Origin of the sequence: Cellulomonas sp. HD19AZ1, assembly GCF_004535805.1 — a bacterium.
GTDB classification, from domain to species: Bacteria; Actinomycetota; Actinomycetes; order Actinomycetales; family Cellulomonadaceae; genus Cellulomonas; species Cellulomonas iranensis.
Genome location: NZ_SPHX01000003.1, coordinates 130,729 through 156,736, shown reverse-complemented (window position 1 = coordinate 156,736; position 26,008 = coordinate 130,729). Strand labels below are relative to the sequence as shown.

Sequence of the window (26,008 nt, the reverse complement as noted above, 5' to 3'; positions counted from 1 at the left end):
ACGATGACGCAGCGCAGCGACCCGCTCGACGAGGTCGGCTCCGGCCCGCTCTCGCGGGGTGCCGCCGTCGTGCTCTGGGTCCTGACGATCAGCGTGCTCGTGGCGCTCACGGGCGGTGTGCCGCTCGCGCTCGTGCCGTTCCTCGCCGCCGACGCCGCCAACGTGTGGATCGTCGCGCTGCTCGCCCTGCCGCTGGGGCCCGCGCTCGCGGCCGCGATGTTCGCGTGGCGGCGGTTCCTCGCCGAGCGCGACCTGCACCCCGGGCGGCACTTCTGGCGCGGGTACCGCGTCAACGCGGTCGACGTGCTGCGCTGGTGGGTGCCGTTCGTGGCCGTGCAGGCGGTGATCGGGTTCTCGCTCGCGAACCGCGAGGCGGCCGGCGTGCCCGGTGCGTACGGCGTCGCGCTCGTGGTCCTGGCCGTCGCGACGCTGCTGTGGGCGGTGCTCGCGCTCGCGCTGTCGTCGCACCTGAGCCTGCGCACGCGCGACGTCGCGCGCCTCGCGTCGTACTACCTCGCGGCCCGGCCGCTGGTCACGCTCGGCGTGCTGTCGCTGCTCGTGCTGTGCACCGGGGTCGTGCTGTACACGTCCGACTGGGTGCTCGTGCTGCTCGCGGGTCTGCTCGCGCTGGCCGCGACGACCACCACCGAGCCCGTGGTCCGCGACGCGACCGCGCGCTTCACGGCCTGACCGGCCCCTCTCCCACGGGCCGTGCCCCGACGGCCCGGCCGTCCCCCGTCCGTCCCCACCCCACCGCGAGGTGTCCCGTGACCCTGCCCGCAGGCGACCACGTCCGCTACGGCGGCGACTACAACCCCGAGCAGTGGCCCGCGCCCGTGTGGGACGAGGACCACGCCGCGTTCGACCTCGCGCACGTCACGACCCTCACGGTCGGCGTGTTCGCGTGGGCGCACACGCAGCCCGCCGAGGACCGCTACGACTTCACGCGGCTCGACGCGATCGTCGAGCGCGTGCACGCCGAGGGGCGGCAGGTCGTGCTCGCGACGCCGAGCGGCGCGATGCCGCCGTGGCTCGCGCGTGCGTACCCCGACGCGTGCCGCGTCGACCTCGAGGGTCGCCGCCACGTCTACGGGCAGCGGCACAACCACTGCCCGTCGTCGCCCGCGTTCCGGCGGCTGTCGGTCGCGATGGCCGCGCGCCTCGCCGAGCGGTACGGCGACCACTCGGCGGTAGTCGCGTGGCACGTCGGCAACGAGTACGGCGGCGCGTGCTACTGCGACCTGTGCGCGGCAGGCTTCCGCGAGTGGCTGCGCGCGCGGTACGGCACGCTCGAGCGGCTCAACGACGCGTGGAGCACGCTGTTCTGGTCGCACGTCTTCGGGGACTGGGACGAGGTCGTGCCGCCGTCGATGCTCTCGGAGCACTGGCGCGGGCCGAACCACACGGCGTTCCAGGGCATCACGCTCGACTACCGGCGCTACATGTCCGACCGCCTGCGTGAGGGGTTCGTCGCCGAGAAGGCCGCGATCCGCGCGCACGACGCGACGACGCCCGTGACGACCAACCTCATGGGCTTCTACCAGCCGGTCGACTACCACCGCTGGGCCGACGACCTCGACTTCGTGTCGTGGGACAACTACCCGCCGCTGCCCGACGACCCGCTGCGCACGGCCGCGCGCATGGCCGCGACGCACGCCGCGATGCGCGGCCTCAAGAGCGGTCAGCCGTTCTGGGTCATGGAGCAGACGCCGTCGATCACGGCGTCGCGCGACGTCAACCCCGTCAAGCGGCCCGGCGTGCTCGCGCTGTGGACGTGGCAGTCGGTCGCGCACGGCGCCGACGCGACCCTGTACTTCCAGATGCGCCAGTCGCGGGGCGCGTGCGAGAAGTACCACGGGGCGCTGCTCGACCACTCGGGCCGCACCGACACGCGCGTGTTCCGCGAGGCCGCTGACCTCGGCGCGGCGCTCGCGACGACGGGGTCGACGCTGCTCGGCGCGCGCACGCCCGCCCGCGTCGCGCTGCTGCTCGACTGGGACTCGTGGTGGGCGGTCGAGATGACCGACGGCTACAACCGGCACGTGTCCTACCTGCAGACGCTGCTGGCGCACCACCGCGCGCTGTGGGACGCGAACGTCGACGTCGACGTCGTCCCGCTCACCGCCGACCTCGCGGCGTACGACGTGGTCGTCGCACCCCTGCTCCACGTGCTGAAGGGCGACGTCGCGCAGCGGCTGACGGCGTTCGTCGAGCGCGGCGGCTCGCTCGTGACGACGTTCTACGGCGGGCGGGTCGACGCGTCCACCAACGCCTTCCTCGGGTCGCCGCCGCTCGACGCGCTCGTGGGCGCGCGCGTCGAGGAGACCGACTCGGGCGTGCCCGGCGCCGCGAACCCCGTGACGCTCACGCTGGACGGCGTGACGACGACGCACGACGCGACGCTCGTGTTCGAGCTGCTCGTGCCGGAGGACGGCACCGAGGTGGTCGGCACCTACGGCGCCGACTTCTACGCGGGCCGCGCGGCCGTGACGCGCGCGCGGCGCGGCGCGGGCTCCGCGTGGCACGTCGCGACCGGGCTGGACGACGCGGGCCTCGCGCGCGTGCTGCGGCACGTCGTCGCCGGGCACGGGCTGCTCGGCCCGCACGCCGACGACGAGGGCGTCGAGGTCGCGCACCGCGTCGCGCCCGACGGCACGCGTCTCGCGTTCGTGCTGCACCACGGCGACGCGCCGCGCACCGTGACGTCCCAGGTCGCGGGCGTCGACCTGCTCACCGGGCGGACCGTCGCCGCGGGCGAGCAGCTCGTGCTGCCGCCGCGGCAGGTGCTGGTGCTGCGCGGCTGACGCCGAGACCCGGTCCGGGATGCGTGACGAATCCCGAAGTCGATACCATCGCGGCATGACCATCCAGATCACCGTGCGCCTCGACGACGGGCTCGTCGAGGCCCTCGACTCCCTCGTCGCCGCGGGTCGAGCCCGCAGCCGGGCGTCCGTGGTCGAGGACGCGCTGGAGCGGCACCTGCGGCGCGAGCTCGCCGCGCGCGACGCCGCGCTGCTGACGGGCGACGCGGCCGGTGCGCACGACCTCGACGCGCTCGCGGCGTGGGCACGTCGGCAGTCGCTGCCCTCGATCGACTGATGCGCCCGATCCACGTCGCGCAGCTCGACAAGGCGCGGCCCGTGCTGGTGCTGACGCGGGAGCTGGTCCGGCCGCACCTGACGAGCGTCACGGTCGCGCCGATCACCTCGACGGTGCGCGGCCTCTCGACCGAGGTGCCGCTCGGACGCGCCAACGGGCTCGACCACGCGTGCGTGGTGAGCTGCGACAACGTCCAGACGGTGCCCGCGAGCGCGCTCGGCCGTGTCGTCGGATACCTGCTTCCCGACCAGGAGCGCGACCTGGCGCGTGCGCTCGTGCTCGCGTTCGACCTCGACGCGTGAGGTCGACCACACCGCTCACCGCGTCATGGCCGTCAGTCACAGGCGATTCGCCCGGACGGCCGAACGGACATGTCGGACGCGGTGGCTAGGCTCGACCCTCGGGTCGAGCCGGTGCCCACGGGTCCCGGTCCGCCCTGCCGTTCCACCACCACCCGACCGGGGAGATCATGGGCTTCTTCACCAAGGACACGTCCGCACCGCCGCCGCCGGCGCTCGGCCCGCTCAGCCGCGACCGCGTGACCGCCGCGCTCGACGCGCGCGACATGCGCTACGGCATCGACGACGACGGCGACGTCGGCGGCTACTGGGACGGCCACCTCTTCTACTTCTTCATCATGGGTCAGAACGGCGAGTACCTGCAGACCCGTGGTCGCTGGAACCGCAAGGTCGGGCTCGACCAGCTGCAGGCGATCACCGAGATCGTCAACGAGTGGAACGCCTCGAAGCTGTGGCCCAAGGGCTACGTGCGGGCCGAGGACGGCGTGGTCGGCGTGTACGCCGAGCACACGGTCGACTACGAGCACGGCGTGAGCGACGCGCAGGTCGACCTGCAGCTCGCGTGCGGGATCTCGACCGGGCTGCAGCTCTTCGAGCACCTGGACGAGAAGTACCCCGCCGAGGCGGCGGCCGCCCGGGCGGAGATGGACGAGAACTGACCGTGGAGAACCAGTCCACCGCGGCGGGCCGGGCCTTCCAGGTCGACCTGCGCGGCGTCGTCGACCTGCTGGCACGGCACCTGTACTCGGGGCCCCGCGTCTACGTGCGCGAGCTGCTGCAGAACGGCGTCGACGCGATCACGGCCCGCCGCGCCGTCGACCCGGACGCACCCGCCACCGTGCGGCTGCGTCCGGGCCCCGACGGCACCCTCGAGGTCACCGACACGGGCGTCGGGCTCACGCCCGCGCAGGCCGAGGAGCTGCTCGCGACCGTCGGGCGCTCGTCCAAGCGCGACCTCGACCTCGGGCTCGGCCGCGAGGAGTTCCTCGGGCAGTTCGGCATCGGCCTGCTGTCCGCGTTCATGGTCGCGGACGAGATCGAGCTGGTGTCGCGCTCGGCGACCGACCCGCAGGCGCCGCCCGTGCGCTGGGTCGGCTACGCCGACGGCCGCTACGACCTGACGGTCCTGCCCGCCGACGCGCCCGTCGAGCCCGGCAGCACCGTGCGCCTGCGCGCGCGCCGCGACACCGACCACTGGCTCGCGGCCGAGACGGTCGTCGCGCTCGCCGAGGAGTTCGGCGCGCTGCTGCCCGTCGACGTCGCGGTCGAGGTGCCGCTGCCCGGGGCGCAGGGCACCGCGTGGCGCCGCACGAGCGAGCCCGTCCTGCCGTGGCGCGCGCAGTACCGCGACGACGCCGAGCGCACCGCCGCGCTCGCGGCGTACTGCGAGCGCACGCTCGGGTTCACGCCGCTCGCGCACATCGACCTCGAGGTCCCGCTCGCGGGCCTGTCGGGCGTCGCGTTCGTGCTGCCCACGGCCGTGCCGCCGGGCGCCGGGTCGCGGCACCGCGTGTACCTCAAGCGCATGCTGCTCGGCACGCAGGTCGAGGACCTGCTGCCCGACTGGGCGTTCTTCGTGCGCTGCGTCGTCGACACCGGCGTGCTGCGACCCACCGCGTCGCGCGAGCAGCTCTACACCGACGACACGCTGCTGGCCGCGCAGGAGGCGCTCGCGGCCCAGGTGCGCGCGTGGACCGTCGCCACGCTCACCTCGCCGTCGTCGACGAGCCGCAAGGTCGTCGCGACGCACCACCTCGCGCTGCGCTCGCTCGCGGTCGTCGACGACGAGGTGCTCGACCTCGCCGCGCAGGTGCTCCCGTTCGAGACCACCGACGGCACCCAGACCCTCGCGGCCGTCCGCGAGTCCCACGGCGACGTGCTGCACACGACGCGCGTCGAGGACTTCCGCCGCGTCGCTCCCGTCGCGCGCGCGCAGGGCATGACGGTCGTCAACGCGGGCTACGTGTACGACGCCGACCTGCTGGCCCGCCTCGCGCGCCGGCCCGGCTGGCACGTGCGCGAGCTCAACGCGCAGGACGTCGCGCAGGTGCTCGAGCCGCTCGAGCCGCTCCGCGAGCTCGAGGTCCTCGACCAGGTGCGCGCGGCCGACGCGGTCGTGCGCCCGCTGGACTGCGACCTCGTCGTGCGCCGCTTCGAGCCCGAGGAGGTGCCCGCCGTCCTGCTGGAGGACCGGGAGGGGCGGCACCGCAGCGACGTGCGCCGCACGGTCGCCGAGGCGGACGACCTGTGGGGCGGCGTCCTCGCGGGTCTCACCGACGCGACCGACGACGCGCCCGCGCGCCGGCTCGTGCTCAACGACGCGAACCCCACCGTGCGGCGGCTGCTCACCGCCGCACCCGACGCGCCCGTGCTCGCGGCCGGCGTGCGGTCGCTCTACGTCACGGCGGTGCTGCTGGCCGGCGAGCCGCTGCGCGTGCGCGAGGCCGAGCTCATGAACGACGCGATGGGCGTGCTGCTCGACGCGGGGCTGAGCCCCCGCCCCGAGCCGCGCGTGCCCGACGAGACCCAGGAGGACGTGTGACCCGCTCGCTCGACGAGGCCAACCGCGAGATCTCGAGGGTGCGGTCGCTGCCGTACGGCGCCGCGCGCACGCAGGCCGCCGAGCAGCAGGTGCGGCTCATCGAGGCCGAGGGGCCCGACAAGGCGCGCGCGTTCGCGCTGTCGGTGCTCGTCGAGTCGCTCGTGTGGAACGGCGAGGTCGACAAGGCGTACCTGCCGTTCACGCAGCTCGTGCGCTGGTACGACCAGCACCCCGAGCACTTCGACGACATGGACGTCCAGGGCATGTTCTGGACGTTCAAGTGGATGGTCGGGCACCTGTCGGACTTCCCGAACGTCCCGGCCTCGCAGATCGAGGCGACGCTCGAGGACATGGAGCGGCGCTACGCGCTGGCCGGCCTGGGACGCGACGCGGTCGCGTTCGAGCGGTTCTCGCTGGCCCGCACGCGCGGCTCGGCCGACGTCGACGCGCTCTACGAGGAGTGGGTGCGCACGCCGCGCGACGAGTACTCGCAGTGCGAGGTCTGCGACCCGGGCGACCGCGCGACGTACCTCGTCGAGCGCGGCGACGCCGAGGAGGCGCGCCGCCTCATCGAGCAGACCCTCGCGACGGGGCAGACGTGCGCGACCGAGCCGGCCGACATGCTGTCGACGCTCGCGCTGATCCACCTCGACGCGGGGCGAGCTGCGGAGGCCGCGTCGGCGCACCGCCGCGCGGTCGCCGCGCTCGCCGAGGCCGAGTCCGACATGGCGGGTGCGCGCGGCGAGCGGTTCGAGCTGCTCGCGCGCGGCGGTCAGCCGACGCGCGCGCTGCGCGCGCTCGTGGTCGACCAGCGCCTGCTCGTGCAGGCCGACACGCCGCGGGACCGCCTGATCTTCCTGCTGCACGTGGTCGCCGGCACGTCCGCGCTGCTCCCCGAGCACGCCGACGTGCCCGTCACGCTCGACGGCGTGCCCGCGACGGACGTCGCGTCGCTGCGCACGTGGGCGGATGCGGAGGCCGAGACGCTCGCGCGCGCGTTCGACGCGCGCAACGGCACCGACCGGTACGCCACGCTGCTCGCCCGGGCGCGCGCGACCCGCCCGGCGGACGTGCGCCTCGACCTCGACGTGATCCGCACGGGCGGCCCGTCCGGCGCCCCCGTGGCGGCGGCACCCGCCGCGCCCGCCGCCCCCGCGTCCGCCGCCGACGGCGCCGAGGCGGCGGAGTCGGCCGTGCAGCGCGCCGAGCGCCTCGTCGCGGACGGGGACCTCGTGTCCGCCGCGGGTGCGTGGCTCGACGCGGCGGCCCAGGCGGAGGCCGCGGGCCGGCTCGCCGAGTCCGGGTTCGCGACGGCCGAGGCCGCGCGCTGCGCGCAGGAGGCCGGTGACGAGGACGGCGCCGCCGCGACGTACCCCGGCGCGGTCGCGCGCATGCGGGCCGGTGGCGTGCCGCACGTCGACGTCGTGCCGGTCGTCGTCGCGTGGGGCCCGGTCGCGGTCACCACCGGCACGGGGCCCGCGCTGCTCGAGGCCGTCGACGGCCTGCTGGACGGCCTGGCCGAGCCGACGCCCGACGCCGACGCGCCCGCCCCGGCCGACGCCGCCGCGCACGCCGCGGGCGCCGAGCTCGACGAGCGGGTCGCGCGCGCCCGTCGGCGTGCCCGCGCCGACCTCGACGACACCGCGGCGCGCGTGCTCGCGTCCATGGGGCCCGAGCACGCGGCCGACGCCGCTGCGCGCGCGTCGCGGGCCGCCGAGACGTACGCGGCCGTCGACGCGGTCGCCGACGCCTCGCACGCGTTCTGGCTGGCCGGGCGCCTGCACCACGCGATGGGCGGCGTCGACGACGCGATCTGGAACCTCGAGTCCGCCGTCGAGGGCTTCGGCATCGCCCGCGCCACCGAGCCGCGCGGCGCGGCCGCGTCGATGCTCGTCGACATGCTGCGCGCCGCCGGTCGTGACGACCGCGCCGACGAGGTCGTGGCCTCGCTCACGCGCTGAGCGCACCGCGGGCCGGGACACCACGGTGTCCCGGCCCGCGGCGTCCGTGCCTGCCGCCTTCGTGCGTGCGGCGTCGGTGCGTGCGTTGGTCGCCCGCCGCTGGGGACGCCCCCACACGTGCCCGGTGGCGCGGTGGTCGTCCACAGGTGCGCCGGACCGCGCCCGCGCGGTGTCCGGAATCGGTAGGTTCTTGCGCCATGGGTCGGCAGGGGACGAGGACGCGGCGAGTGCGGGCGGGGCGACGAGGACGAGCCGCGCGGGGGGCAGCAGCGACCGCGGTGCTCGGCACGGTGCTGCTCGTCGCGGGCTGCGCGCCGGGCGGCGGCTCGGGCTCACCGACGCCGACGCCGACCTCGACCCCCACGGCGACGAGCACCCCGACGGCCGCACCGCCCCCGACGCCGATGGCGTTCCCCACGCCCGACCCGGCCATCGCGGAACCCACCCCCGAGGGCGCCGTCGCCGCCGGCACGCAGTTCCTCGCGCTGTACGACTACGCGTACTCGACCGGCGACGCCGCGCCGCTGCTGGCGATGTCGGCGGAGGGGTGCGAGTACTGCACCTACGTGGGCGACAAGGTGCAGGAGATGGTGGACGGCGGATACGCCAGCATCCGAGAACCCGCACGGGTCATGTGGTCCGACAGCGCGGAGATCCGCGAGGACGAGTGGTTCCGGGTGCATCTGCGGGTCGAGCAGGGGCCGTTGTTCACGGTGTCGCCCGACGGAGCTCGAGAGCAGACCTCGGACGGGTCGATCGTCGACATGATCTTCGCCGTCTCGTGGGTCGAGGGGTGGCGGGTCGAGGCCGTCGACGTCGTACAGCCCGGGGTCGCCCAGTGAGGTTCCGACGGGCCGCTGCTCACCCGCTCGTCGGTCTGGCCATGGTGGTGGCTGTCGCGGTACCCGCGGATGCTCGTACGGCGACCAGCGTCGACCACGGCGGGCTCGGCACGGACGCCCGCGCGGCGCCGAACGGGAGAGCCGTCGACATCCTCGGCCGCTGGTCGGACGGACAGTCCGGGCGGACACCGTCACCGCCCGTGTCGTCCGCCTCGAACATCGAGCAGGAGGAGCTGCTCTCCCGTGCGTGCGCAGGCCCCGGGAGTGAGCGAATGACCCCGGGTGACCCGACGTGCTTCGGCTTCGGCGCGCCCGTGTGCGAGGAGGGTGAGACCCCGCGCGCGCCGCGGTGGACCCGGTCGCGGGTGCTCCCGTCGGGTGCGTGGAGCGAGTGGAGCCTGCAGGACTACGGCGCGTGCGTCGGGCCGGACGCCGCGGTCCCCGTGCTGACGGCCGAGGACTTCCGGCGGCTGCCGCTGCCCGCCCCGACGCTGCACGTGCAGCCCGACGGCGACTGGGTGCTCGTCAACGTCGAGACCATCGTCTACACCGACCCGAGCCCGGTGACGCTGACGACGGACCTGCTGGGGCACGAGGTGACGGTCGAGGCGACCCCGCGGGAGTTCACGTACGACTGGGGCGACGGGCACAGCACCACCACGCGCGACGCCGGCCGGCCGTACCCGGCGCTCGACGTCGTGCACCGCTACGAGCAGCCCGGGCGCGTCGCGATCACGCTGACGACGCAGTGGACCGGCCGCTACCGGGTCGCCGGGGACGCGCAGTGGCGCGACGTCACGGGCACCGCGCAGACCTCGGTGACGGGCCCCGCGCTCGACGTCGAGGAGCGCACGTCGCGCCTGGTGTCCGGCACGTGCCGGCAGCAGCCCGACGCCCCGGGCTGCGCCGGCAGCGCCACCGGGTAGCCCCGCCCGTGGGCGCGCCGGGCGCCGACGCGCGGCGGCACCCCGCATCGGCGCCCGCCGGGGATCACGCGCAGCGCGGCGCCCGCCGGGATCATGCGCGGCGCGTCGCCCGGCGCGGAGCACGCGCAGCGAGGACGGGCCCGAGGTCCCGATGCCGCGGTCGCGGTTCCTCACGTGAGGGCAGCGACCGTCGATAGGTGCGGGGACGGCGACGACGCGTCGAGGCACCGACGCGAGGGGGAGCGAGCGCATGCGGACGTCCACAGGGACGCGGACGGTGGTGCCCACGGGCGAGGTCAGGACCTTCGCCCCCGACGAGCTGATCGTGTCGAAGACCGACCTGCAGGGCCGCATCACCTACGTCAACGGCACGTTCCGCCGCGTGTCCGGCTACGACGAGAGCGAGCTGCTGGGCCGCCCGCACAACGTCATCCGGCACCCCGACACGCCCCGCGCGGTGTTCCGGCTGCTGTGGGACGAGCTGCGCGCCGGCCGCGAGATGTTCGCCTACATCAACAACCTCGCCAAGGACGGCGCGTCGTACTGGGTGCTCGCGCACGTGACGCCGTCGCGCGGCGCCGACGGCGGCGTCGTCGGGTACCACTCGAGCCGCCGGCTGCCGGAGCCCGCCGCGGTCGCCGAGATCGAGGCGCTCTACGCGCGGCTGCGCGCCGCCGAGTCCACGCAGCCCACGCCCCGTGCCGCGCTCGAGGCGTCGTCGACGCTGCTCGACCACGAGCTCGCCGCACGCGGCTGCACGTACGACGAGCTGGTCTGGCAGGTCGTCGCCGGCCAGGGGCGTGCCGCGTGACGCGCCCCCGCCGCCGTCCCGCGCCGACCGGGACCGTGCCCGCACCGTCCGCGGCGCCGGACGGCCGGGCCGCCGGCCCGGACCCGCAGGCCGAGGCGCTCGCCGCCGTCGTCGACACGCTGTGCGCCGCGAGCCGTGGCGACCTCGAGCGCCGCGTCCCCGAGCTGCCCGGCACGACGCTCGGCCCGGTGCGCGAGTCCCTCAACGACCTGCTGGACGTCGTCGACACGTTCGTCCGCGAGGCCGCCGCGACGCTCGGTGCGGCCGCCGAGGGCCGCTACCACCGCCGGCTGCTGCAGCGCGGCCTGCAGGGCGCGTACCGCGACGCCGCGAGCCGCATCGACGCGGGGCGCGACATGCTCGCGACCGCGCACGCCGACCGCGCCGCGCAGGAGGCGCGGCTCGTCTCCGAGACCGGCCGGGTGTCCGGGCTCGTGGCGCAGGCGTCGGGCGAGCTCGCGTCCTCGGCGCACGCCGTCGCGGCGTCGGCCCGCGCCGGTGCCACCGAGGTCGACCACGCGCGCACGATCATGGCCGAGCTGGAGCGCACGTCGGCGCAGATCGACGCGGCGGCCGCGCTGATCCGCACGGTCGCGTCACGCACGCGGCTGCTCGCGCTCAACGCGACCATCGAGGCGGCGCGCGCCGGCGACGCGGGCCGCGGGTTCGCCGTCGTCGCGTCCGAGGTCCGCACGCTGGCCGACGAGGTCACGGGCAACTCCGCGCAGATCGCCGACGAGGTCGCGGCCGCGCAGGCCGCGTCGACGGCGGCCGTCGCGGCCATGGAACGCATCGGCGTCGTCATCGACGACATGAGCGACGAGGTCGACCGCATCACGCGCGCCGCGGGCGACGACGGGCTGGGCAGCCTCGCCGGGACCCTCGAGCAGGAGGTCCTGCGCTTCTCGCGGGGATGACCGTGCGCAGGGCCGCGCGGACGGACGCGCGCCGGGTCGCGCGGACGGACGCGTGCCGCGCGCGGTGCGGTCGCCGTCCGGGCGGCCGCGCGGCCTAGCCTGGGGGCACCCCCACCCGCGAGGAGCGACGATGCCCAGCCTGGACCCGTACCGTGCCGCCGACGACCGGTACGCCACGATGACCTACCGCCGCACCGGGCGGTCGGGGCTCGACCTGCCCGCGCTCTCGCTGGGGCTGTGGCACAACTTCGGCGACACGACGCCGTTCGGCACGCAGCGCGACATCCTGCGGCGCGCGTTCGACCTGGGCGTCACGCACATCGACCTCGCCAACAACTACGGCCCCCGGCCGGGCGCGGCCGAGGAGAACTTCGGCCGGCACCTCGCCGCCGACCTGCGGCCGTACCGCGACGAGCTCGTCATCTCGACCAAGGCCGGCTACGACATGTGGTCGGGCCCGTACCAGGACGGCGGGTCCCGCAAGTACCTGCTGCAGTCGCTCGACGCGTCGCTCACGCGCATGGGCCTGGACCACGTCGACGTCTTCTACCACCACCGCCCGGACCCCTCGACGCCGATCGAGGAGACCATGGGGGCGCTCGCGCACGCCGTGAGCAGCGGCAAGGCCCTGTACGTCGGGGTGTCTAACTACTCGCCGGCGCAGACCCGCGAGGCGCACGCCGTGCTCGCCGAGATGGGCGTGCGGCTGCTGATCCACCAGCCCAGCTACTCGATGTTCAACCGGCACGTCGAGAACGTGGGGGAGGGGCAGCGCGAGTCGCTGCTCGACGCCGTGGGCGACCTCGGCGTCGGCATGATCGTGTTCTCGCCGCTCGCGCAGGGCCTGCTCACGGGCAAGTACCTGGGCGGTGACGCACCCGCCGGGTCGCGCGCGGCCGGCGCCAGCCCGTTCCTGTCCGACCGCTCGCTGTCGCAGACGTACCTCGCGCGGGCCCGTGCGCTGAACGAGGTCGCCGCGTCCCGCGGGCAGAGCCTCGCGCAGCTCGCGCTGTCGTGGGTGCTGCGCGACGACCGCGTGACGTCCGCGCTCATCGGCGCGAGCTCGGTCGCGCAGCTCGAGGACAACGTCGCGGCGCTCAGCGCACCGCCCCTGACCGACGCCGAGCTCGCGGCGATCGACGAGCACGCCGTCGACGGCACGGGACGCTGACGCCCCGACCCTGACGGAAGGCGGTGACGACTGACCGCGGCGGGTCCCGCCGCGGTCAGTCGCCCGCGCCCAGGCGCTCGCGCAGCCGGTGCGCGTCGGCGAGGTGCCGCAGCATGATCGCGGCGGCGCGGTCGCCGTCGCGCTGCGCGAACGCGTCGAGCAGCTCGCGGTGCTCGCGTGCGCTCTTCTCGCGGTCGCCGCCCTGCGCGCGCACGAGCGCCGCGAGGTAGAAGCTGCTGATCTGCCGCAGGTTGCGCAGCACCTCGCCGAGCCGCGGCGAGCGCGCGTAGGTGATGACCTCGAGGTGGAACCGGCGGTTGAGCTCGAGCCACGTCGCGTGGTCGGGGGCCGCCTCCATGTCCTGCTCCGAGCGGCGCAGCGCCGCGAGCTCGGCGTCGGTGATGCGCTCGGCCGCGCGGCGGGCCGCGAGCGGCTCGAGCAGCAGCCGCATCTCGTTGATCTCGACGGCCTCGTCGAGGTCGACGTCCCGCACGGTCGCGGCGCGCTGCGGGTGCACCTCGATGAGCCCGTCGTTGGCGAGGTCGCGCATGGCCTCCCGCACGGGCGTGACGCTCGTGCCGAAGCGCTCGGCGATCTCGCCCTGCACGAGGCGCGCGCCGGGCGCGTAGACGCCCGAGAAGATCGCCTCGCGGATGCGCTCGCGGACCCAGACGTGCGCGGTGACCGGGGCGTCGGCTCGCGTCGCGTCGGTGGGGCTCACGGCGGACATGCTCGCACGCGTCGCGCGGTCGCGGGCGGGCCCTGCGGGTCGGGGTCCGGCGGGCGCGAGCGTCATCGGGGCCTCCGTTACAGCGCCTTTACGTGGGACGTACGCCGGTGAAACGAGCCCGGCGTAGAACATCTATAGATTATAGAACCGACGAGAAGGAGCCCCCGTGACCACGACCCTGGCACCGGCCCCGAGCGGGTCCGCCACCGGCACGACGAGCGACGCGCAGCTCGTCGTCGAGCACGTGCACCGCCGGTTCCCCAGCCCCGAGGGCGGCACGGTCGACGCGCTCGTCGACGCCGACCTCACCGTCCGCCCCGGCGAGTTCATCTCGCTCATCGGCCCCAGCGGCTGCGGCAAGAGCACGCTGTTCAACCTCATCGCCGGGCTCGACACCCCCACCGAGGGGCGCATCCTCATCGACGGCGTCGACCGGTCCGGGCAGCAGGGCCTCGTCGGCTACATGCTCCAGAAGGACCTGCTGCTGCCGTGGCGCACCGTCCTGGAGAACGTGGTCCTCGGGCTCGAGATCGGCGGCGTGCGCCGCAAGGCCGCGCAGGCCATCGCGAAGCCGCTGCTCACCACGTACGGGCTCGGCGGCTTCGAGGGCCGGTACCCCGCGCAGCTCTCGGGCGGCATGCGCCAACGTGTGGCGCTGCTGCGCACGATCCTGTTCAACCGCGACGTGATCCTGCTCGACGAGCCGTTCGGCGCGCTCGACGCGCAGACCCGCGAGCACATGCAGGAGTGGCTCCTCGACCTGTGGGACGACTTCCAGAAGACCGTCCTGTTCGTCACGCACGACATCGACGAGGCCATCTACCTGTCCGACCGCGTCGTCGTGATGTCCGCCCGGCCCGGGCGGATCGTCGCGAGCTTCGACGTCCCCCTCGACCGGCCCCGCAAGCCGTCGGTCGTCACGAGCGCCGAGTTCGTCCGCCTCAAGGCCGACGCGCGCGAGCTGCTCAACGGCGCCCACCGGACCCACGACGCCCAGGAGACCCGATGACCGCCACGGCCACCGCGCCCGCCACGACCCCGCAGGCCGGTCCCGCCACCGGCCCGGCCGGCCCCGCGGCCGCGCCCGTCACCGCGCAGGACTCGCTGCGCGAGCTCGGCCGCCTGCGCAGCAGCGTGCTCCCGGTCGTCCGGCGCCGCCGCGGCGCGAGCGAGCCCAGCGCGTGGAGCGTCAACCTGCTGCGCGTCGGGGTGGTCGTCGCGGTGCTCGCGGGCTGGGAGCTCGGCGTGCGGGCCGGCTGGATCGACGCGTTCTTCTGGAGCCAGCCCTCGCGCATCTGGGACACCGCGGTCGTCGCGTTCACGCAGGGCGGGATCCTCGCCGACGTGCGGTTCACGTTCACGTCGACCGTGCTCGGGTTCGTCATCGGCGTCACGGGCGGCGTGGTCCTCGGGCTGTCGTTCTGGTGGTCGCGGCGCTACGCGCTGGTCGCCGAGCCGCTCGTCATCGCGTTCGAGGCGATGCCCAAGCTCGCGCTCGCGCCGATCGTCGTGCTGGTGCTCGGGCTCGGCATGGGCTCGAAGGTCGCCATGGCGACCGCGCTCGTCGTCGTCATCCAGACCCTCAACACGTACGCGGCCGTGCGGTCCGTCGACAAGGACCTCACGACGCTCCTGTACTCGCTGGGCGCGTCGCGCTGGCAGGTGTTCCGCAAGGTCGTCGTCCCCTCGACGCTGCCGTGGATCGCGTCGAGCCTGCGCGTGGGCATCGGGCTCGCGCTCACCGGCGCGATCGTCGGCGAGTACATCGGCTCCAACGCGGGCCTCGGCCGGATGATCCACTACGCCGGCTCGACGTACGACATCGCGCTCATCTGGGTCGGCGTGTTCACGCTCGCGATCCTGTCGATGCTGCTCTACGTCGTCGTCTCCGGGCTCGAGCGCCGCCTGCTCAAGGGCCTCGCGCACACCCGCTGAGCCCCCGCCGACACGCGCGGCCTCCGCCCGCACGCGCCGCCCCCGCGCGTCGACCGCGCACCCCCGAACCCGGGCCCGGACCCCGCCGGCCCCGTCCCCCCCGTCACCCCACCCTCGGAGGACCCGTCGTGAAGACCCTCTCCCGTGCTGCCCTCGTCCCGGTCGCCGCGGCCCTCGCGCTCGCCCTCGCGGCGTGCAGCCCCGGCTCCGGCACCACCACCGCCGCGGCCGCCGACGGTGACGCGCCGACGTCGCTCACGCTCGCCGAGCCCGTGCACGGCGTCGGCTACCTGCCGCTCTACGCCGCGCAGGACCTCGGGTACTTCGCCGACGAGGGCCTGGACGTCGAGGTCACGACCCTGACCGGCGGCGGGCACGTCAACGCGACGCTCGCGGGCGAGGTCTTCGGGTTCATCGGCGGCCCCGAGTCCGGTGCGGTCGCCAACGTCAAGGGCGCCGACCTCGTGACCGTCGCCAACGTCGTCAACCGCGGGAACGTGTACGTCGTCGCCGCCACCGGCGAGGAGCCCGCCCCGGGCGCCGACCTGGGGGAGTACCTGCGGGGCAAGACGATCGCCGGCGGCCGCTACGGCGGCACCCCCAACGCGATCCTGCGGCACGTCCTCATCGGCCTGGGGCTGGACCCCGAGACCGACGTGACGCTCCTCGAGATCGAGGACTCCAGCGCGATCCCGTCGGCCGTGCAGGCCGGGCAGGCGCAGGTCGCCGTGGTCGCCGAGCCGCAGCTGGGACTCGGCATCCAGCAGGGCCTGTGGGGCGAGCCGATCATCAACCCGCTGCAGCTGCTCGGCCCGTACGCCTACTCGTCGATCGTCGTGCCGCGCGCGACCGTCGACGACGACCCCGAGCTCGTGCAGGCGTTCGTCGACGCGCTCGCGCGGGGGCAGGAGCGCATCGAGGAGGACCGCGCGTACGCCGAGGAGCTCGCCGCCGCGCAGTTCCCGACCATGGAGCCCGCGGTGCTCGCCGCGACCCTCGACCGCGCGTACGCCGACGGCCTGTGGGGCGGCAGCGTGCTCACCGAGGAGGCGGTCGAGACCGCGCTCGAGGTCGCCCGCAGCGGCCAGATCCTCGACGACTCCGCCGTCCCCCAGACGTTCGACGTCATCGCCGACACCCGGTTCGTCCAGGACTGACCCCACCCCCACCCGGAAGGACCCCCCATGACGTACCCCACCTCCCGCTTCGCGCCCGGCACGGCCGCCGTCGTCGTGGTCGACGTGCAGAACGACTTCTGCGACCCCGCCGGTGCGTGCGCGCAGCGCGGCAGCGACGTGGCCGGCGCGGTCGCGATGGTGCCGCGGCTCGAGCGGTTCCTCGACGCGGCCCGCGCGGCCGGCGTGCTCGTCGTGTTCGTCCAGACGACGCACGACGCGACGACGAACTCCCCGGCGTGGCTCGCGCGCCGCGGCGACCCGGTGCCCGGTGCGCCGACGCCCGTCGCGACGTGCGCGACCGGCACGTGGGGCGCCGACTTCTACCGGGTCGCGCCGCAGCCCGGCGAGCCCGTCGTGGTCAAGCACCGGTACTCGGCGTTCGCGGGCACGAACCTCGACGTGGTCCTGCGCAGCGCGGGCGTCGACTCGCTCCTGCTCACGGGCGTCTCGACCAACGTGTGCGTCGAGTCCACGCTGCGCGACGGGCTGTTCGCGGAGTACCGCGTGACGCTCGTCGAGGACTGCGCGGCGAGCTTCGAGGCCGAGGCGCACGCGGCCACGGTCGCGAACGTCGAGCAGTACTTCGGCGTCGTCGCCACGAGCGAGGAGATCGGCGCGACGTGGTCGGCGCTCTCCCGGGCCGCGTGAGCACGGGACGCCCCGGCGGCCGGCGCCCGCGGCGCCCCGGCACGGACCGGCCGGTGCGCCCCGCGCGCGCCGGCCGGTCGGCCACCGCGCTGCTCGCGGTGCTCGGCGTGACCTACTGGGCGGCGCACACCATGCTCCGCCCGCTGATCGGCCCGTACGTGCTGGCCGGCGGCGGCAGCGAGCAGCAGGCGAGCCTCGCGCTCGCGTCGTTCGCGATCCTGCCGACGCTCCTCGCGATCCCGCTGGGGGCGCTGACCGACCGGTGGGGCGTCCGCACGCTGCTCGTCGTCGGCGGCGCGACCATGGCGGTCGGCGGCGGTGTGCTGGTGCTGCCGCTCGGGCTGCCGGGCGTCGTCGCGAGCCAGGCCGTGATCGGCGTCGGGACGCTCGCGGTGTGGGTGAGCCTGCAGACCGTGGCGACCCTGCCGCAGGCGGCCGACGAGGCGCCGCGTGCGCGCAACGCGCGGCTCGCGACGTTCTCGCTGTTCCTCGCCGCCGGGCAGGCGGTCGGCCCCGCGCTCGGCACGGGCGTCGCCGAGGTCGGCGGGTACGCCGCGAGCTTCGTGGTCTACACGGCGCTGTCGCTCGTGCTGGTCGGGCTGGGGCTCGCGGTGCGCGTCGAGCGGCCCACCCGCGGAGCCGCCCCCGTGCCCGTGCTGCGCTCGTTCCGCGACGCCGCGGCGATGGTGCGCGTGCCCGCGGTCGCGACGACGCTCGTCGTGAGCTTCACGGCGCTCGTCGTGCTCGACATCCGCACCGCGTACCACCCGCTCGTGCTGGGCCAGGCGGGCGTGCCGCAGTGGCAGGTGGGCCTGCTGCTGTCGGTCGCCGCGGCGGCGGCGTTCGTGTCGCGGCCGTTCTTCCCGCTCGCGATGGCGCGGCTGCGCGAGTCCACGACGGTCGGGCTCGTGCTCGTGGTGTCGTCGGTGTCGGTCGTCGCGGTCGCGTTCGTGCCGCCCGTGCCGTGGCTGCTGGCCGTGCTGGCCGCGGTCAACGGGTTCGCGCTCGGGTTCGCACAGCCGCTGACGCTCGCGCTCATGGCCGACCACACGCCCGCCGACCGGCGGGGCCTCGCGTCGGGGCTGCGCTCGACCGCCAACCGGGGTGCGCAGCTCGCCAACCCTGCGGCGTTCGGGCTGCTCAGCGGGGTCGTCCCGCTCGTCGGCGCGTTCGGCGTGGTGGGGGGTGCGCTGCTCGTGACGTCGGTCGCGAGCACGTGGGCGCTGCGGCGCGCGGCGCGGTCGACGACGGCGCCGTCGTCCGCGGACGAGGTCGCGCCCCCGGCCGTCAGGCGCCAGGAACCCGGCCGGGCGGCCGCAGCCCCGGCGCCGGTCGCGGTCCCCGACACGGCGTGAGGGGGTGCCGTCGGCGGACGACGGCACCCCCTCACGCGTGGTCCGCGCGGTCAGTAGATCGGGCGACCGCTCGCGTCGGGCACGCCGGACTTGCGGAAGAAGTACGTCCGCACCTGGTCGCGCCACTCGGTGGCCGAGCGCACCTGCTCGGCGAGCCGCTCGGCGACGCGCGCGTGCAGGCGGTCGTCGACGAGCCCGCGCAGGGCCTCCCAGCGCGGCACCCACGACTCGACGACGTCGACCGCGTCGGCGCGCGTGTCGTAGATGTGCTGGATGACGGTGGTGCCGCTCTTCAGCACGTGCTGGTAGGGCACGTGGTGGAAGAACAGCAGCAGCTCGTCGGGGCACGTCGCGAGGTCCTCGTACACCGCGTCCCACGGCGCCGGGTACTGGCCAGTGAACCCGGTGCCCGTCGCGACCGTGCGGTCCACGCCGATCCCGTCGCGGTCGGCGAAGTGGTACGTGCCCCACTTGGAGTACTCGTACCCGTCGACGTTGGGCCCGTAGTGGCCGCGCAGCGGGTCGACCATGAAGCACACGCCGAGCGGTGCGGTGTACTTCTCGTACGTGAGCCACGAGTCGTCCATGAACGCGTGCAGGGTCTCGCGCACGCGCGGGTCCGCGCCGGGGAACGTGAGGTCCAGCCACTCGTCGAGCAGCGCGACCGGGTCCGCCGACGGGTCCCAGGCCAGGCGCCCGTACGCGTACAGGTTGGCCTGCGCGAGCGGGTGCCCCGTCCAGAACTCGTCGTCGCCCACGTTGGACACGGCCGTGATGCCGCCGGCCCGCAGCTGCGCGCCCTCGGGCGTCCGGGGGCCGGGCAGCCCCGACGCGATGTCGGCGACCGTGCGGGTCGCGTCCTCCGCGAGCGGGAAGCCCAGCACGTCGGACCACAGCGGGCCCAGGTAGCACACGTGCTTCTGGTGGCCCGTGTACTCCTGCGTCACCTGCAGCTCGACCGCGACCCGCGTGCGCGGCATCGCCGCGATCACGGGGGACACGGCCTCGCGCACCTGGAAGTCCAGCGGCCCGTACTTGACCTGCAGCACGACGTTGTCGTCGAACCTGCCGTCGAGCGGCGCGAAGTGGTCGTACGCCGCACGCGCGCGGTCGGTGCGCCGGTCGCGCCAGTCCTGCTCGTGGTTGTAGACGAACGCGCGCCAGAACACCGTCCCGCCGTGCGGCGCGACCGCGCGGGCCAGCAGGTTCGCACCGTCGGCGTGGTCCCGTCCGTACGCGAACGGGCCCGGCTGCCCCTCGGAGTCCGCCTTGACGACGAACCCGCCGAAGTCGGGGATCGTCGCCCACACACGGTCGGCCGTCGCGGCCCACCACGCCTGCACGTCGGGGTCCAGCGGGTCGTTGGTCGCGAGCCCGCCCAGGCGCATGGGCGACCCGAACGACACTGACAGGTACGTCCGCACGCCGTGCGGGCGGAACACGTCGGCGACGCGCGCGACGTCCGCGAGCCCGTCCGTCAGCAGCCGCGCCTCGGTGGCGTGCACGTTGACGTTGTTGATCGCGACGGCGTTGACGCCGATCGACCCGAGCAGGCGCGCGTAGTCGGCCACGCGCGACAGGTCGTCGCGCACGCGACCGTCGGCGTAGAAGATCGACCCGCCCGCGTACCCGCGCTCGACCTGCCCCATGACGGGGTGCACGTCGATGTTGTCCCAGTGGTCGAGCATCCGCACGGGCGCGCCGGGGAGATCGATGACCCCCTCGTGGTCCGCCCCGAACGCGTGCTCGCCGAGGCGGACGACGGCGTGCAGGCCGTAGAGCAGGCCGGTGGCCGCCCCCGCGACGACGGTCGTGACGCCGCCGGTGCGGACCCGGTGGAACATCTCGGGCGTCAGCGGCGCCCCGGCGGTGCCGTCGAGCGCACCGTCGGTCGCGAGCGCGACCAGCGGCGTGTTCGGGTGGGTCGACACGGCGGGCCACCGCGCCGACGCGGAGCCGCGCTGCATCGCCCGCTCGGCGACCAGCAGCACGAGGTCGTGCGCGCGGACCGTCGCGGCGTCGGGCAGCGGGTCGGCGGCGTCCAGCACGGTGAGCGAGCCGCCGTGCGCGGCCGTCGCGCGCCGCAGCTCGGCGACGACGGTCTCGCCGACGGGGCCCGCGTCGGGCCCGACGGCGACGAGCACGCGCCGCGAGCCGACGGGCGCGAACGCCGCGTCGGGCAGCCACGCGGGGTGGACGGGCGGGGGGCCGGTGGTGTGGTCGGTCATGGCGGTCACCAGTCGTGCACCGTCCCGTCCTTGAGTCGGTTGAACGGCAGGTACGCCGCCTGGTACGGGTGGCGCGCAGCCGCCTCGTCGTCGTGCTCGACGCCCAGACCGGGGGCGTCGCCGGGGTGCAGGTAGCCGTCGGTGAACGTGAAGGACGTCGTGAACACCTCGTACGTCGTCGCGGAGTGCTGCATGTACTCCTGGATCCCGAAGTTGTGGATCGCGAGGTCCAGGTGCAGCGCCGCGGCCATGCCGACGGGCGAGATGTCGGTGGGCCCGTGGATGCCGGACTTGATCTGGTACTGCGCGGCGTAGTCGAAGATGCGGCGCAGCGCGCTGATGCCGCCGGTGTGCGTGACGGCCGAGCGCACGTAGTCGATGAGCTGCTCGCGGATGAGCGTCTGGTAGTCCCAGACGGTGTTGAAGACCTCGCCGATCGCGAGCGGCGTCGTCGTGTGGTGGCGCACCAGGCGCAGCGCGTCCTGGTTCTCGGCGGGCGTGCAGTCCTCGAGCCAGAACAGGTCGTACGGCTCGAGGTCCTTTCCGAGGCGCGCGGCCTGGATGGGCGTCATGCGGTGGTGGCCGTCGTGCAGCAGCGGCAGCTCGGGGCCGAACTCGTTGCGCACGGCCTCGAAGACCTGCGGGATGTGCCGCAGGTAGGCGCGCGTGTCCCAGTCCTCCTCGGCGGGCAGCGGCGCGCGCTGCGCGGGCTCGTAGTCGTACCGGCCCGACGACGACGGCTGCGCGGCGACCCCGTACACGGCGTCGATGCCGGGCACGGACGTCTGCACGCGGATCGAGCGGAAGCCCGCGTCGAGGTGCTCGCGGATCGAGTCGAACAGCTCGGGCAGGTCACGGCCGGACGCGTGCCCGTACGCCATGAGACCGTTGCGCGACGCGCCACCGAGCAGCTGGTACAGCGGCAGCCCGGCGATCTTGGCCTTGATGTCCCACAGCGCGACGTCGACCGCGGCGATCGCGGCCATCGTCACGGGACCCCGGCGCCAGTACGCCGAGCGGTAGAGGAACTGCCAGGTGTCCTCGATCTTGTGCGCGTCCCTGCCGATGAGGAGAGGGACCACGTGGTCGGTGAGGTAGCTCGCGACGGACAGCTCGCGTCCGTTGAGCGTCGCGTCCCCCAGGCCGACCACGCCGTCCTCGGTGACGACGCGAAGGGTGACGAAGTTGCGGCCTGGGCTGGACACCAGCACCTCGGCGGTGCGGATGGCGGTGCCGGACATCGGGATGGCTCCTTCCGCCCGTCCGCGACGTCGCGGCGGGCACTGGTGAGACTAGGCCTCGACACGGTAGGCTGGCAATCGTTTGCCAGCAACAGCGGCCCCGCGCACCGTCGCACGGGGTCCGACGAGCACACCGGGAGGGTGCATGGCCGTCCGGCGCCAGCCCACGTTGCGTGACATCGCCGCGGCCGCGGGGGTCGCCGTCTCGACCGCCTCGCGCGCCCTCACGCGCCCCGGTCGCGTCAACGCCGACACCGCCGAACGCGTCATGGCCGTGGCCAAGGAGCTCGGCTACATCCCGAGCGCGTCGGCCCGTGCGCTGCTGTCCGGCCGCACCTCGACCGTCGCGCTCGTGCTCCCCGACGTCACCAACCCCGTGTTCTTCGGCCTCGTGCGCGGCACGTCCGCGCGGCTGCGCGAGTCCGGGTACGTGCAGGTGCTCGCGGACACGGAGGAGTCGGTCGAGGTCGAGGCCGACACGCTGCGCAAGCTGCGCGGCCAGGTCGACGGCGCCGTGCTCGCCGCCTCGCGTCTCACCGACGAGCAGATCGCCGCGGCCGCGGCCGACCTCGCGCTCGTCGTCGTCAACCGCACGATCCCCGGGATCCCGGGCGTGCTGCTCGACACCGCCGGCGGCATGGTGCAGGCCATCGAGCACCTGGCCGCGCTCGGTCACACGCGCATCGCCTACGCGGGCGGGCCCGCGACGTCGTGGTCCGACCGGCGCCGCCGCGAGGCGCTCGTCCCCGCGGCCGAGCGGCTCGGCGTCGAGCTCGTCGTGCACGGCCCGTACTCGCCGGTGCGCGACTCCGGGCCCGCCGCGGCCGACGCCGCGCTCGCGGCCGGGGTCACCGCCGTCATGGCGTTCAACGACCTGCTCGCGTTCGGCATCCTCGAACGGCTCGACGCGCTCGGCGTCGACGTCCCCGGGCGCATGAGCGTCACGGGCTGCGACGACATCTTCGGCTCCGACCTCGTCCGCCCCGCGCTGACCACCGTGCGCTCGCCCGTCGAGCGCGCCGGACGCATGGCCGCCGACCTGCTCCTCGCGCGCCTCGACGGCGACGGGAACGGCGCCGACGACGCGGACGGTGACGCGCAGGACGACGCCGACGCCGAGCGCGCCGTGACCGCCGAGCCCGTGCTCATGCCGACGGACCTCGTGCAGCGCGCGTCGACGGGCCGCCCGACCGTCTGACCGCCCCGAACGAACGCCCCGACGCCGCCCGGCGTCGGGGCGTTCGTCGTCATGCCCGAGGTTCACGGACCCCCGAGGCAGAGGTGTACATCGCACGGATGCGCCGATGTACGTCGACGTGCGAGGTGGTCGGCGCGAGCGGGCTGCGCGGCGCCCCGCTCGGACTCGTCCCGGCGCCGATCCGTCCTCGCTCGCCGGGGTGGGGTGCTCCGGCGTCCAGATCACGGTTCAGAAACGACTGTCGTACGTACGACAACCGCGTGTTAGCGTACGACAACCGCCAGCGACGGCGGCAGCACAGGCGAAACCGGGGGCGCTCGCCGACACGTCATCGAAGGAGATGAGCAATGAGCGTCATCCGGGTGGACGCCACACGCGTGCTCGGACGCGTCGACCGACGGCTGTTCGGCGGGTTCGTCGAGCACCTCGGCCGCAGCATCTACGGCGGGCTCTACGAGCCCGGTTCGCCGCACGCCGACGAGCACGGGTTCCGGTCCGACGTCGTCGCCGCCCTCAAGGACCTGCGGGTCCCCGTGCTGCGGTGGCCCGGCGGCAACTTCGTCAGCAACTACCACTGGACCGACGGCATCGGCCCGGTCGAGGACCGCCCCACCCGCATGGAGCTGGCCTGGCACCTCACCGAGAGCAACCACGTCGGCACCGACGAGTTCCTGCGCTGGTGCGAGCGCGAGGGCATCGAGCCGTTCCTGTGCGTGAACATGGGCTCGGGCTCGCTCGACGAGGCGCAGTCCTGGGTCGAGTACTGCAACGCGCCCGTCGGCACCTACTGGGCGGACCTGCGCGCCGCCAACGGGCACCCCGAGCCGTACGGCGTGAAGCTCTGGGCTCTCGGCAACGAGATGTACGGCTCCTACCAGGTCGGCTCGCTGCCGGCCGAGCAGTACGTGGTCAAGGCGCGGCAGTTCGCCGCCGTCATGAAGCGCACCGACCCCTCGATCCAGCTCATCGCGTGCGGCAAGGACGGCCTCGACGAGTGGGACCGCATCGTCCTCGAGGGTCTCGCCGACATCGTCGACATGCACTCCATCCACACGTACACCGGGTCGCCGAACTACTGGGTCAACCAGTTCGCGCCCTACCAGGCCGAGCGCGCGCTCAGGCGCATGCGCGCACTCATCGACGACGTCGCCTACCGCAAGGGCCTCGACAAGAAGGTCCGCATCTCGTACGACGAGTGGAACGTCTGGTACCGCTACACCGAGGGCATCTTCGCGCCGTCGGACCAGCCGCCGCTCGAGGAGCGGTACGACCTCGGCGACGCGCTCGCGGTGTCCACCTACCTCAACATCTTCCTGCGGCACTGCGACCTCATCGGCATGGCCAACCTCGCGCAGATGGTCAACGTCATCGCGCCGATCTTCACGCGCACCGACAGCCTGTTCCTGCAGACGATCTACCACCCGTTCCGGCTGTACTCCGAGCACACGCAGGCGCTGTCGGTCGACACGTTCGTCGACGGCCCCACGCACGTGCTCGAGGAGCGTCCCGAGTGGGAGCACTGGATCTGGCGAGCCCCGGTGTCCGACATGAACCCCTTCCAGCTGCTCGACGCCAGCGCGACCCGCGACGAGGACGGCACGACCGTCACCGTGACGGTCGTCAACCGGGACCGCGAGAACGCGGTCGACGCGCGCCTCGACCTCGTGGCCGCGCAGGTCACCGGCACGGCGCAGGTCTCGACCGTCGTCGGCCCCGAGCCCTACGCGACCAACGACTTCGACCACCCCGAGACCGTGCACGTCGTCGAGGACCAGGTCGACCTGCGTGGTGACGCCACGTACCGCTTCGCCCCGCACAGCACGACCGTGCTGCGCATCCCCCTCGCGCTCGTCTGAGCGCGCGGATCCGAACGCACCACAGGAACAGAGAGGTTCTGAGGACATGAAGAAGCGCATCGCAGCGCTCGCGGTGGCCGTCGCGCTGCTCGCATCGGCCTGCACGACGGGGAGCCCCTCGGCGTCGGGGGGGAACGCCGAGCCCGGCTCGCTGCCCACGCTCGAGCAGAAGGACACCTACACGATCGGGTTCTCGGCCCAGCAGTCCGACCACCCGTGGACCATCGCGCTCAACGAGTCGATCAAGTCCGAGGCCGAGAAGCGCGGGCACAAGGTCGTCACGACCGACGCGCAGGGCTCGACCGCCAAGCAGGTGTCGGACGTCGAGTCGCTCATCGCCCAGCGGGTCGACGTCATCGTCATCAGCCCGCGCGAGGAGAAGCCGCTCGCCGAGGCGACCATCAAGGCGCGCGACGCGGGCATCCCGGTGTTCATCGTCGACCGCAAGGTCGACGCGTCGGTCGCCGAGCCCGGCAAGGACTACGTCGCCTACATCGGATCCGACTTCGTGGCCGAGGGGCGCGCCGCCGGTGAGTGGCTGGTCGAGCGACTCGACGGGACGGGCAAGATCATCGAGCTCACGGGCACGACGGGGTCGTCGGCCGCCGACGACCGGCACAAGGGCTTCATGGAGGCGCTCGAGGGCTCGAGCATCGAGATCGTCGCGTCGCAGGACGGCGACTTCGTGCGGGACAACGGGCGTCAGCTCATGGAGACGCTCATCCAGCAGTACCCCGACGTCGACGGCGTGTTCGCGCACAACGACGAGATGATGCTCGGCGCCATCACGGCCATGACCGCCGCCAGCAAGAAGCCGGGCACCGACATCGCGACCGTCTCCGTCGACGGCCAGAAGGAGGCCCTGCAGGCGATCGTCGACGGCACGCTCGGCGCGACCGCGGAGTGCAACCCGCGCTTCGGCCCCGCCGTGCTCGACGCCATCGAGGCCTACGGCAAGGGCGAGAAGGTCACGCCCGAGCAGGTCAACACCGACGCGTTCTACGACGCGTCGAACGCCGCGGCCGAGCTGCCGAACGCCTTCTGACCCACCGGCCGGCGCCCCGGCCCGCC

23 protein-coding genes are annotated in these 26,008 nt (G+C 74.3%); 20 read left to right on the top strand and 3 right to left on the bottom strand.

Features of this window, described 5'->3' with window-relative positions:
- Positions 1-3 precede the first annotated feature (3 nt).
- From E4A51_RS06960 to E4A51_RS06905, 12 genes are all read left to right on the top strand, one after another.
- Positions 4-690 carry a hypothetical protein gene (locus tag E4A51_RS06960; protein WP_046530812.1) on the top strand — a complete coding sequence of 229 codons (687 nt, stop codon included), beginning with the start codon at positions 4-6 and terminating at the stop codon, positions 688-690.
- Between the two features lie 77 nt (positions 691-767).
- Positions 768-2,804, top strand: a complete 2,037-nt coding sequence (locus E4A51_RS06955) for a beta-galactosidase (RefSeq protein ID WP_134851269.1) — start codon at positions 768-770, stop codon at positions 2,802-2,804.
- A gap of 55 nt (positions 2,805-2,859) precedes the next feature.
- Positions 2,860-3,099 carry a ribbon-helix-helix domain-containing protein gene (locus E4A51_RS06950; protein WP_052748303.1) on the top strand — a complete coding sequence of 80 codons (240 nt, stop codon included), beginning with the start codon at positions 2,860-2,862 and terminating at the stop codon, positions 3,097-3,099.
- A complete protein-coding gene (locus E4A51_RS06945) occupies positions 3,099-3,401 on the top strand; it encodes a type II toxin-antitoxin system PemK/MazF family toxin (protein ID WP_070319049.1) in 303 nt (100 codons plus the stop codon). The genes E4A51_RS06950 and E4A51_RS06945 overlap by 1 nt, the downstream gene beginning before the upstream one ends.
- Before the next feature lie 167 nt (positions 3,402-3,568).
- Positions 3,569-4,057, top strand: coding sequence for a YbjN domain-containing protein (locus E4A51_RS06940; RefSeq protein ID WP_046529230.1), 489 nt, complete (start codon positions 3,569-3,571; stop codon positions 4,055-4,057).
- Positions 4,058-4,059: 2 nt separating this feature from the next.
- Positions 4,060-5,940: an HSP90 family protein gene (locus E4A51_RS06935; RefSeq protein WP_134851268.1), complete on the top strand. Its 1,881-nt coding sequence runs from the start codon at positions 4,060-4,062 to the stop codon at positions 5,938-5,940.
- A complete protein-coding gene (locus tag E4A51_RS06930; RefSeq protein ID WP_134851267.1) occupies positions 5,937-7,901 on the top strand; it encodes a hypothetical protein in 1,965 nt (654 codons plus the stop codon). Before E4A51_RS06935 ends, E4A51_RS06930 begins: the two co-directional genes overlap by 4 nt.
- A gap of 278 nt (positions 7,902-8,179) precedes the next feature.
- Positions 8,180-8,743 (top strand): DUF6318 family protein, encoded by a 564-nt coding sequence (locus tag E4A51_RS06925; RefSeq protein ID WP_134851266.1) that lies wholly within the window; start codon positions 8,180-8,182, stop codon positions 8,741-8,743.
- A 272-nt stretch (positions 8,744-9,015) separates the two neighbouring features.
- The gene (locus tag E4A51_RS06920; protein WP_134851265.1) at positions 9,016-9,669 is read left to right on the top strand and encodes a hypothetical protein; all 654 of its coding nucleotides are present in this window, start codon (positions 9,016-9,018) and stop codon (positions 9,667-9,669) included.
- 250 nt (positions 9,670-9,919) lie between these two features.
- On the top strand, positions 9,920-10,480 hold the full coding sequence (locus tag E4A51_RS06915) for a PAS domain-containing protein (protein ID WP_046529225.1): 561 nt from the start codon (positions 9,920-9,922) through the stop codon (positions 10,478-10,480).
- A gap of 35 nt (positions 10,481-10,515) precedes the next feature.
- On the top strand, positions 10,516-11,397 hold the full coding sequence (locus tag E4A51_RS18910; RefSeq protein ID WP_305038344.1) for a methyl-accepting chemotaxis protein: 882 nt from the start codon (positions 10,516-10,518) through the stop codon (positions 11,395-11,397).
- 130 nt (positions 11,398-11,527) lie between these two features.
- Positions 11,528-12,568 (top strand): aldo/keto reductase, encoded by a 1,041-nt coding sequence (locus tag E4A51_RS06905; protein WP_046529224.1) that lies wholly within the window; start codon positions 11,528-11,530, stop codon positions 12,566-12,568.
- Positions 12,569-12,623: 55 nt separating this feature from the next.
- On the opposite strand, the gene E4A51_RS06900 is transcribed toward E4A51_RS06905, so the two are convergent.
- Positions 12,624-13,289, bottom strand: a complete 666-nt coding sequence (locus E4A51_RS06900; protein ID WP_167748847.1) for a GntR family transcriptional regulator — start codon at positions 13,287-13,289, stop codon at positions 12,624-12,626.
- 175 nt (positions 13,290-13,464) lie between these two features.
- Between E4A51_RS06900 and E4A51_RS06895 the strand changes: the two genes are divergently transcribed.
- From E4A51_RS06895 to E4A51_RS06875, 5 genes are all read left to right on the top strand, one after another.
- Positions 13,465-14,307 (top strand): ABC transporter ATP-binding protein, encoded by an 843-nt coding sequence (locus tag E4A51_RS06895; protein WP_201775262.1) that lies wholly within the window; start codon positions 13,465-13,467, stop codon positions 14,305-14,307.
- A complete protein-coding gene (locus E4A51_RS06890) occupies positions 14,304-15,233 on the top strand; it encodes an ABC transporter permease (RefSeq protein ID WP_134851263.1) in 930 nt (309 codons plus the stop codon). Before E4A51_RS06895 ends, E4A51_RS06890 begins: the two co-directional genes overlap by 4 nt.
- Positions 15,234-15,361: 128 nt before the next feature.
- On the top strand, positions 15,362-16,390 hold the full coding sequence (locus tag E4A51_RS06885; RefSeq protein ID WP_167748846.1) for an ABC transporter substrate-binding protein: 1,029 nt from the start codon (positions 15,362-15,364) through the stop codon (positions 16,388-16,390).
- 27 nt (positions 16,391-16,417) lie between these two features.
- The gene (locus E4A51_RS06880; protein ID WP_134851261.1) at positions 16,418-17,059 is read left to right on the top strand and encodes a cysteine hydrolase family protein; all 642 of its coding nucleotides are present in this window, start codon (positions 16,418-16,420) and stop codon (positions 17,057-17,059) included.
- A gap of 53 nt (positions 17,060-17,112) precedes the next feature.
- Positions 17,113-18,414 carry an MFS transporter gene (locus tag E4A51_RS06875; protein ID WP_134851260.1) on the top strand — a complete coding sequence of 434 codons (1,302 nt, stop codon included), beginning with the start codon at positions 17,113-17,115 and terminating at the stop codon, positions 18,412-18,414.
- 50 nt (positions 18,415-18,464) lie between these two features.
- Here the strand turns inward: E4A51_RS06875 and E4A51_RS06870 are convergent, their stop codons facing one another.
- Complete coding sequence (locus E4A51_RS06870; RefSeq protein WP_134851259.1) at positions 18,465-20,642, bottom strand: alpha-glucuronidase; 2,178 nt, start codon at positions 20,640-20,642, stop codon at positions 18,465-18,467.
- A 5-nt stretch (positions 20,643-20,647) separates the two neighbouring features.
- Positions 20,648-21,883: a D-mannonate dehydratase ManD gene (manD, locus tag E4A51_RS06865; protein ID WP_134851258.1), complete on the bottom strand. Its 1,236-nt coding sequence runs from the start codon at positions 21,881-21,883 to the stop codon at positions 20,648-20,650.
- Between the two features lie 145 nt (positions 21,884-22,028).
- Here manD and E4A51_RS06860 point away from each other — a divergent pair, with 145 nt between their 5' ends.
- From E4A51_RS06860 to E4A51_RS06850, 3 genes are all read left to right on the top strand, one after another.
- Positions 22,029-23,081 (top strand): LacI family DNA-binding transcriptional regulator, encoded by a 1,053-nt coding sequence (locus tag E4A51_RS06860; RefSeq protein ID WP_134851257.1) that lies wholly within the window; start codon positions 22,029-22,031, stop codon positions 23,079-23,081.
- Between the two features lie 347 nt (positions 23,082-23,428).
- Positions 23,429-24,937, top strand: coding sequence for an alpha-N-arabinofuranosidase (locus E4A51_RS06855; protein ID WP_134851256.1), 1,509 nt, complete (start codon positions 23,429-23,431; stop codon positions 24,935-24,937).
- Positions 24,938-24,983: 46 nt separating this feature from the next.
- Entirely contained in the window at positions 24,984-25,982 is a 999-nt protein-coding gene (locus E4A51_RS06850) for an ABC transporter substrate-binding protein (RefSeq protein ID WP_134851255.1), read from the top strand.
- Positions 25,983-26,008: the final 26 nt, after the last annotated feature.

What these genes read in the sequence shown, in the direction of transcription:
- E4A51_RS06960 (WP_046530812.1), top strand. Translation starts at nt 4, where the DNA reads ATGACGCAGCGCAGCGACCCGCTCGACGAGGTCGGCTCCGGCCCGCTC.
- E4A51_RS06950 (WP_052748303.1), top strand. Translation starts at nt 2,860, where the DNA reads ATGACCATCCAGATCACCGTGCGCCTCGACGACGGGCTCGTCGAGGCC.
- E4A51_RS06945 (WP_070319049.1), top strand. Translation starts at nt 3,099, where the DNA reads ATGCGCCCGATCCACGTCGCGCAGCTCGACAAGGCGCGGCCCGTGCTG.
- E4A51_RS06940 (WP_046529230.1), top strand. Translation starts at nt 3,569, where the DNA reads ATGGGCTTCTTCACCAAGGACACGTCCGCACCGCCGCCGCCGGCGCTC.
- E4A51_RS06920 (WP_134851265.1), top strand. Translation starts at nt 9,016, where the DNA reads ATGACCCCGGGTGACCCGACGTGCTTCGGCTTCGGCGCGCCCGTGTGC.
- E4A51_RS06915 (WP_046529225.1), top strand. Translation starts at nt 9,920, where the DNA reads ATGCGGACGTCCACAGGGACGCGGACGGTGGTGCCCACGGGCGAGGTC.
- E4A51_RS06905 (WP_046529224.1), top strand. Translation starts at nt 11,528, where the DNA reads ATGCCCAGCCTGGACCCGTACCGTGCCGCCGACGACCGGTACGCCACG.
- E4A51_RS06890 (WP_134851263.1), top strand. Translation starts at nt 14,304, where the DNA reads ATGACCGCCACGGCCACCGCGCCCGCCACGACCCCGCAGGCCGGTCCC.
- E4A51_RS06880 (WP_134851261.1), top strand. Translation starts at nt 16,418, where the DNA reads ATGACGTACCCCACCTCCCGCTTCGCGCCCGGCACGGCCGCCGTCGTC.
- E4A51_RS06870 (WP_134851259.1), bottom strand. Translation starts at nt 20,642, where the DNA reads ATGACCGACCACACCACCGGCCCCCCGCCCGTCCACCCCGCGTGGCTG.
- manD (WP_134851258.1), bottom strand. Translation starts at nt 21,883, where the DNA reads ATGTCCGGCACCGCCATCCGCACCGCCGAGGTGCTGGTGTCCAGCCCA.
- E4A51_RS06860 (WP_134851257.1), top strand. Translation starts at nt 22,029, where the DNA reads ATGGCCGTCCGGCGCCAGCCCACGTTGCGTGACATCGCCGCGGCCGCG.
- E4A51_RS06855 (WP_134851256.1), top strand. Translation starts at nt 23,429, where the DNA reads ATGAGCGTCATCCGGGTGGACGCCACACGCGTGCTCGGACGCGTCGAC.
- E4A51_RS06850 (WP_134851255.1), top strand. Translation starts at nt 24,984, where the DNA reads ATGAAGAAGCGCATCGCAGCGCTCGCGGTGGCCGTCGCGCTGCTCGCA.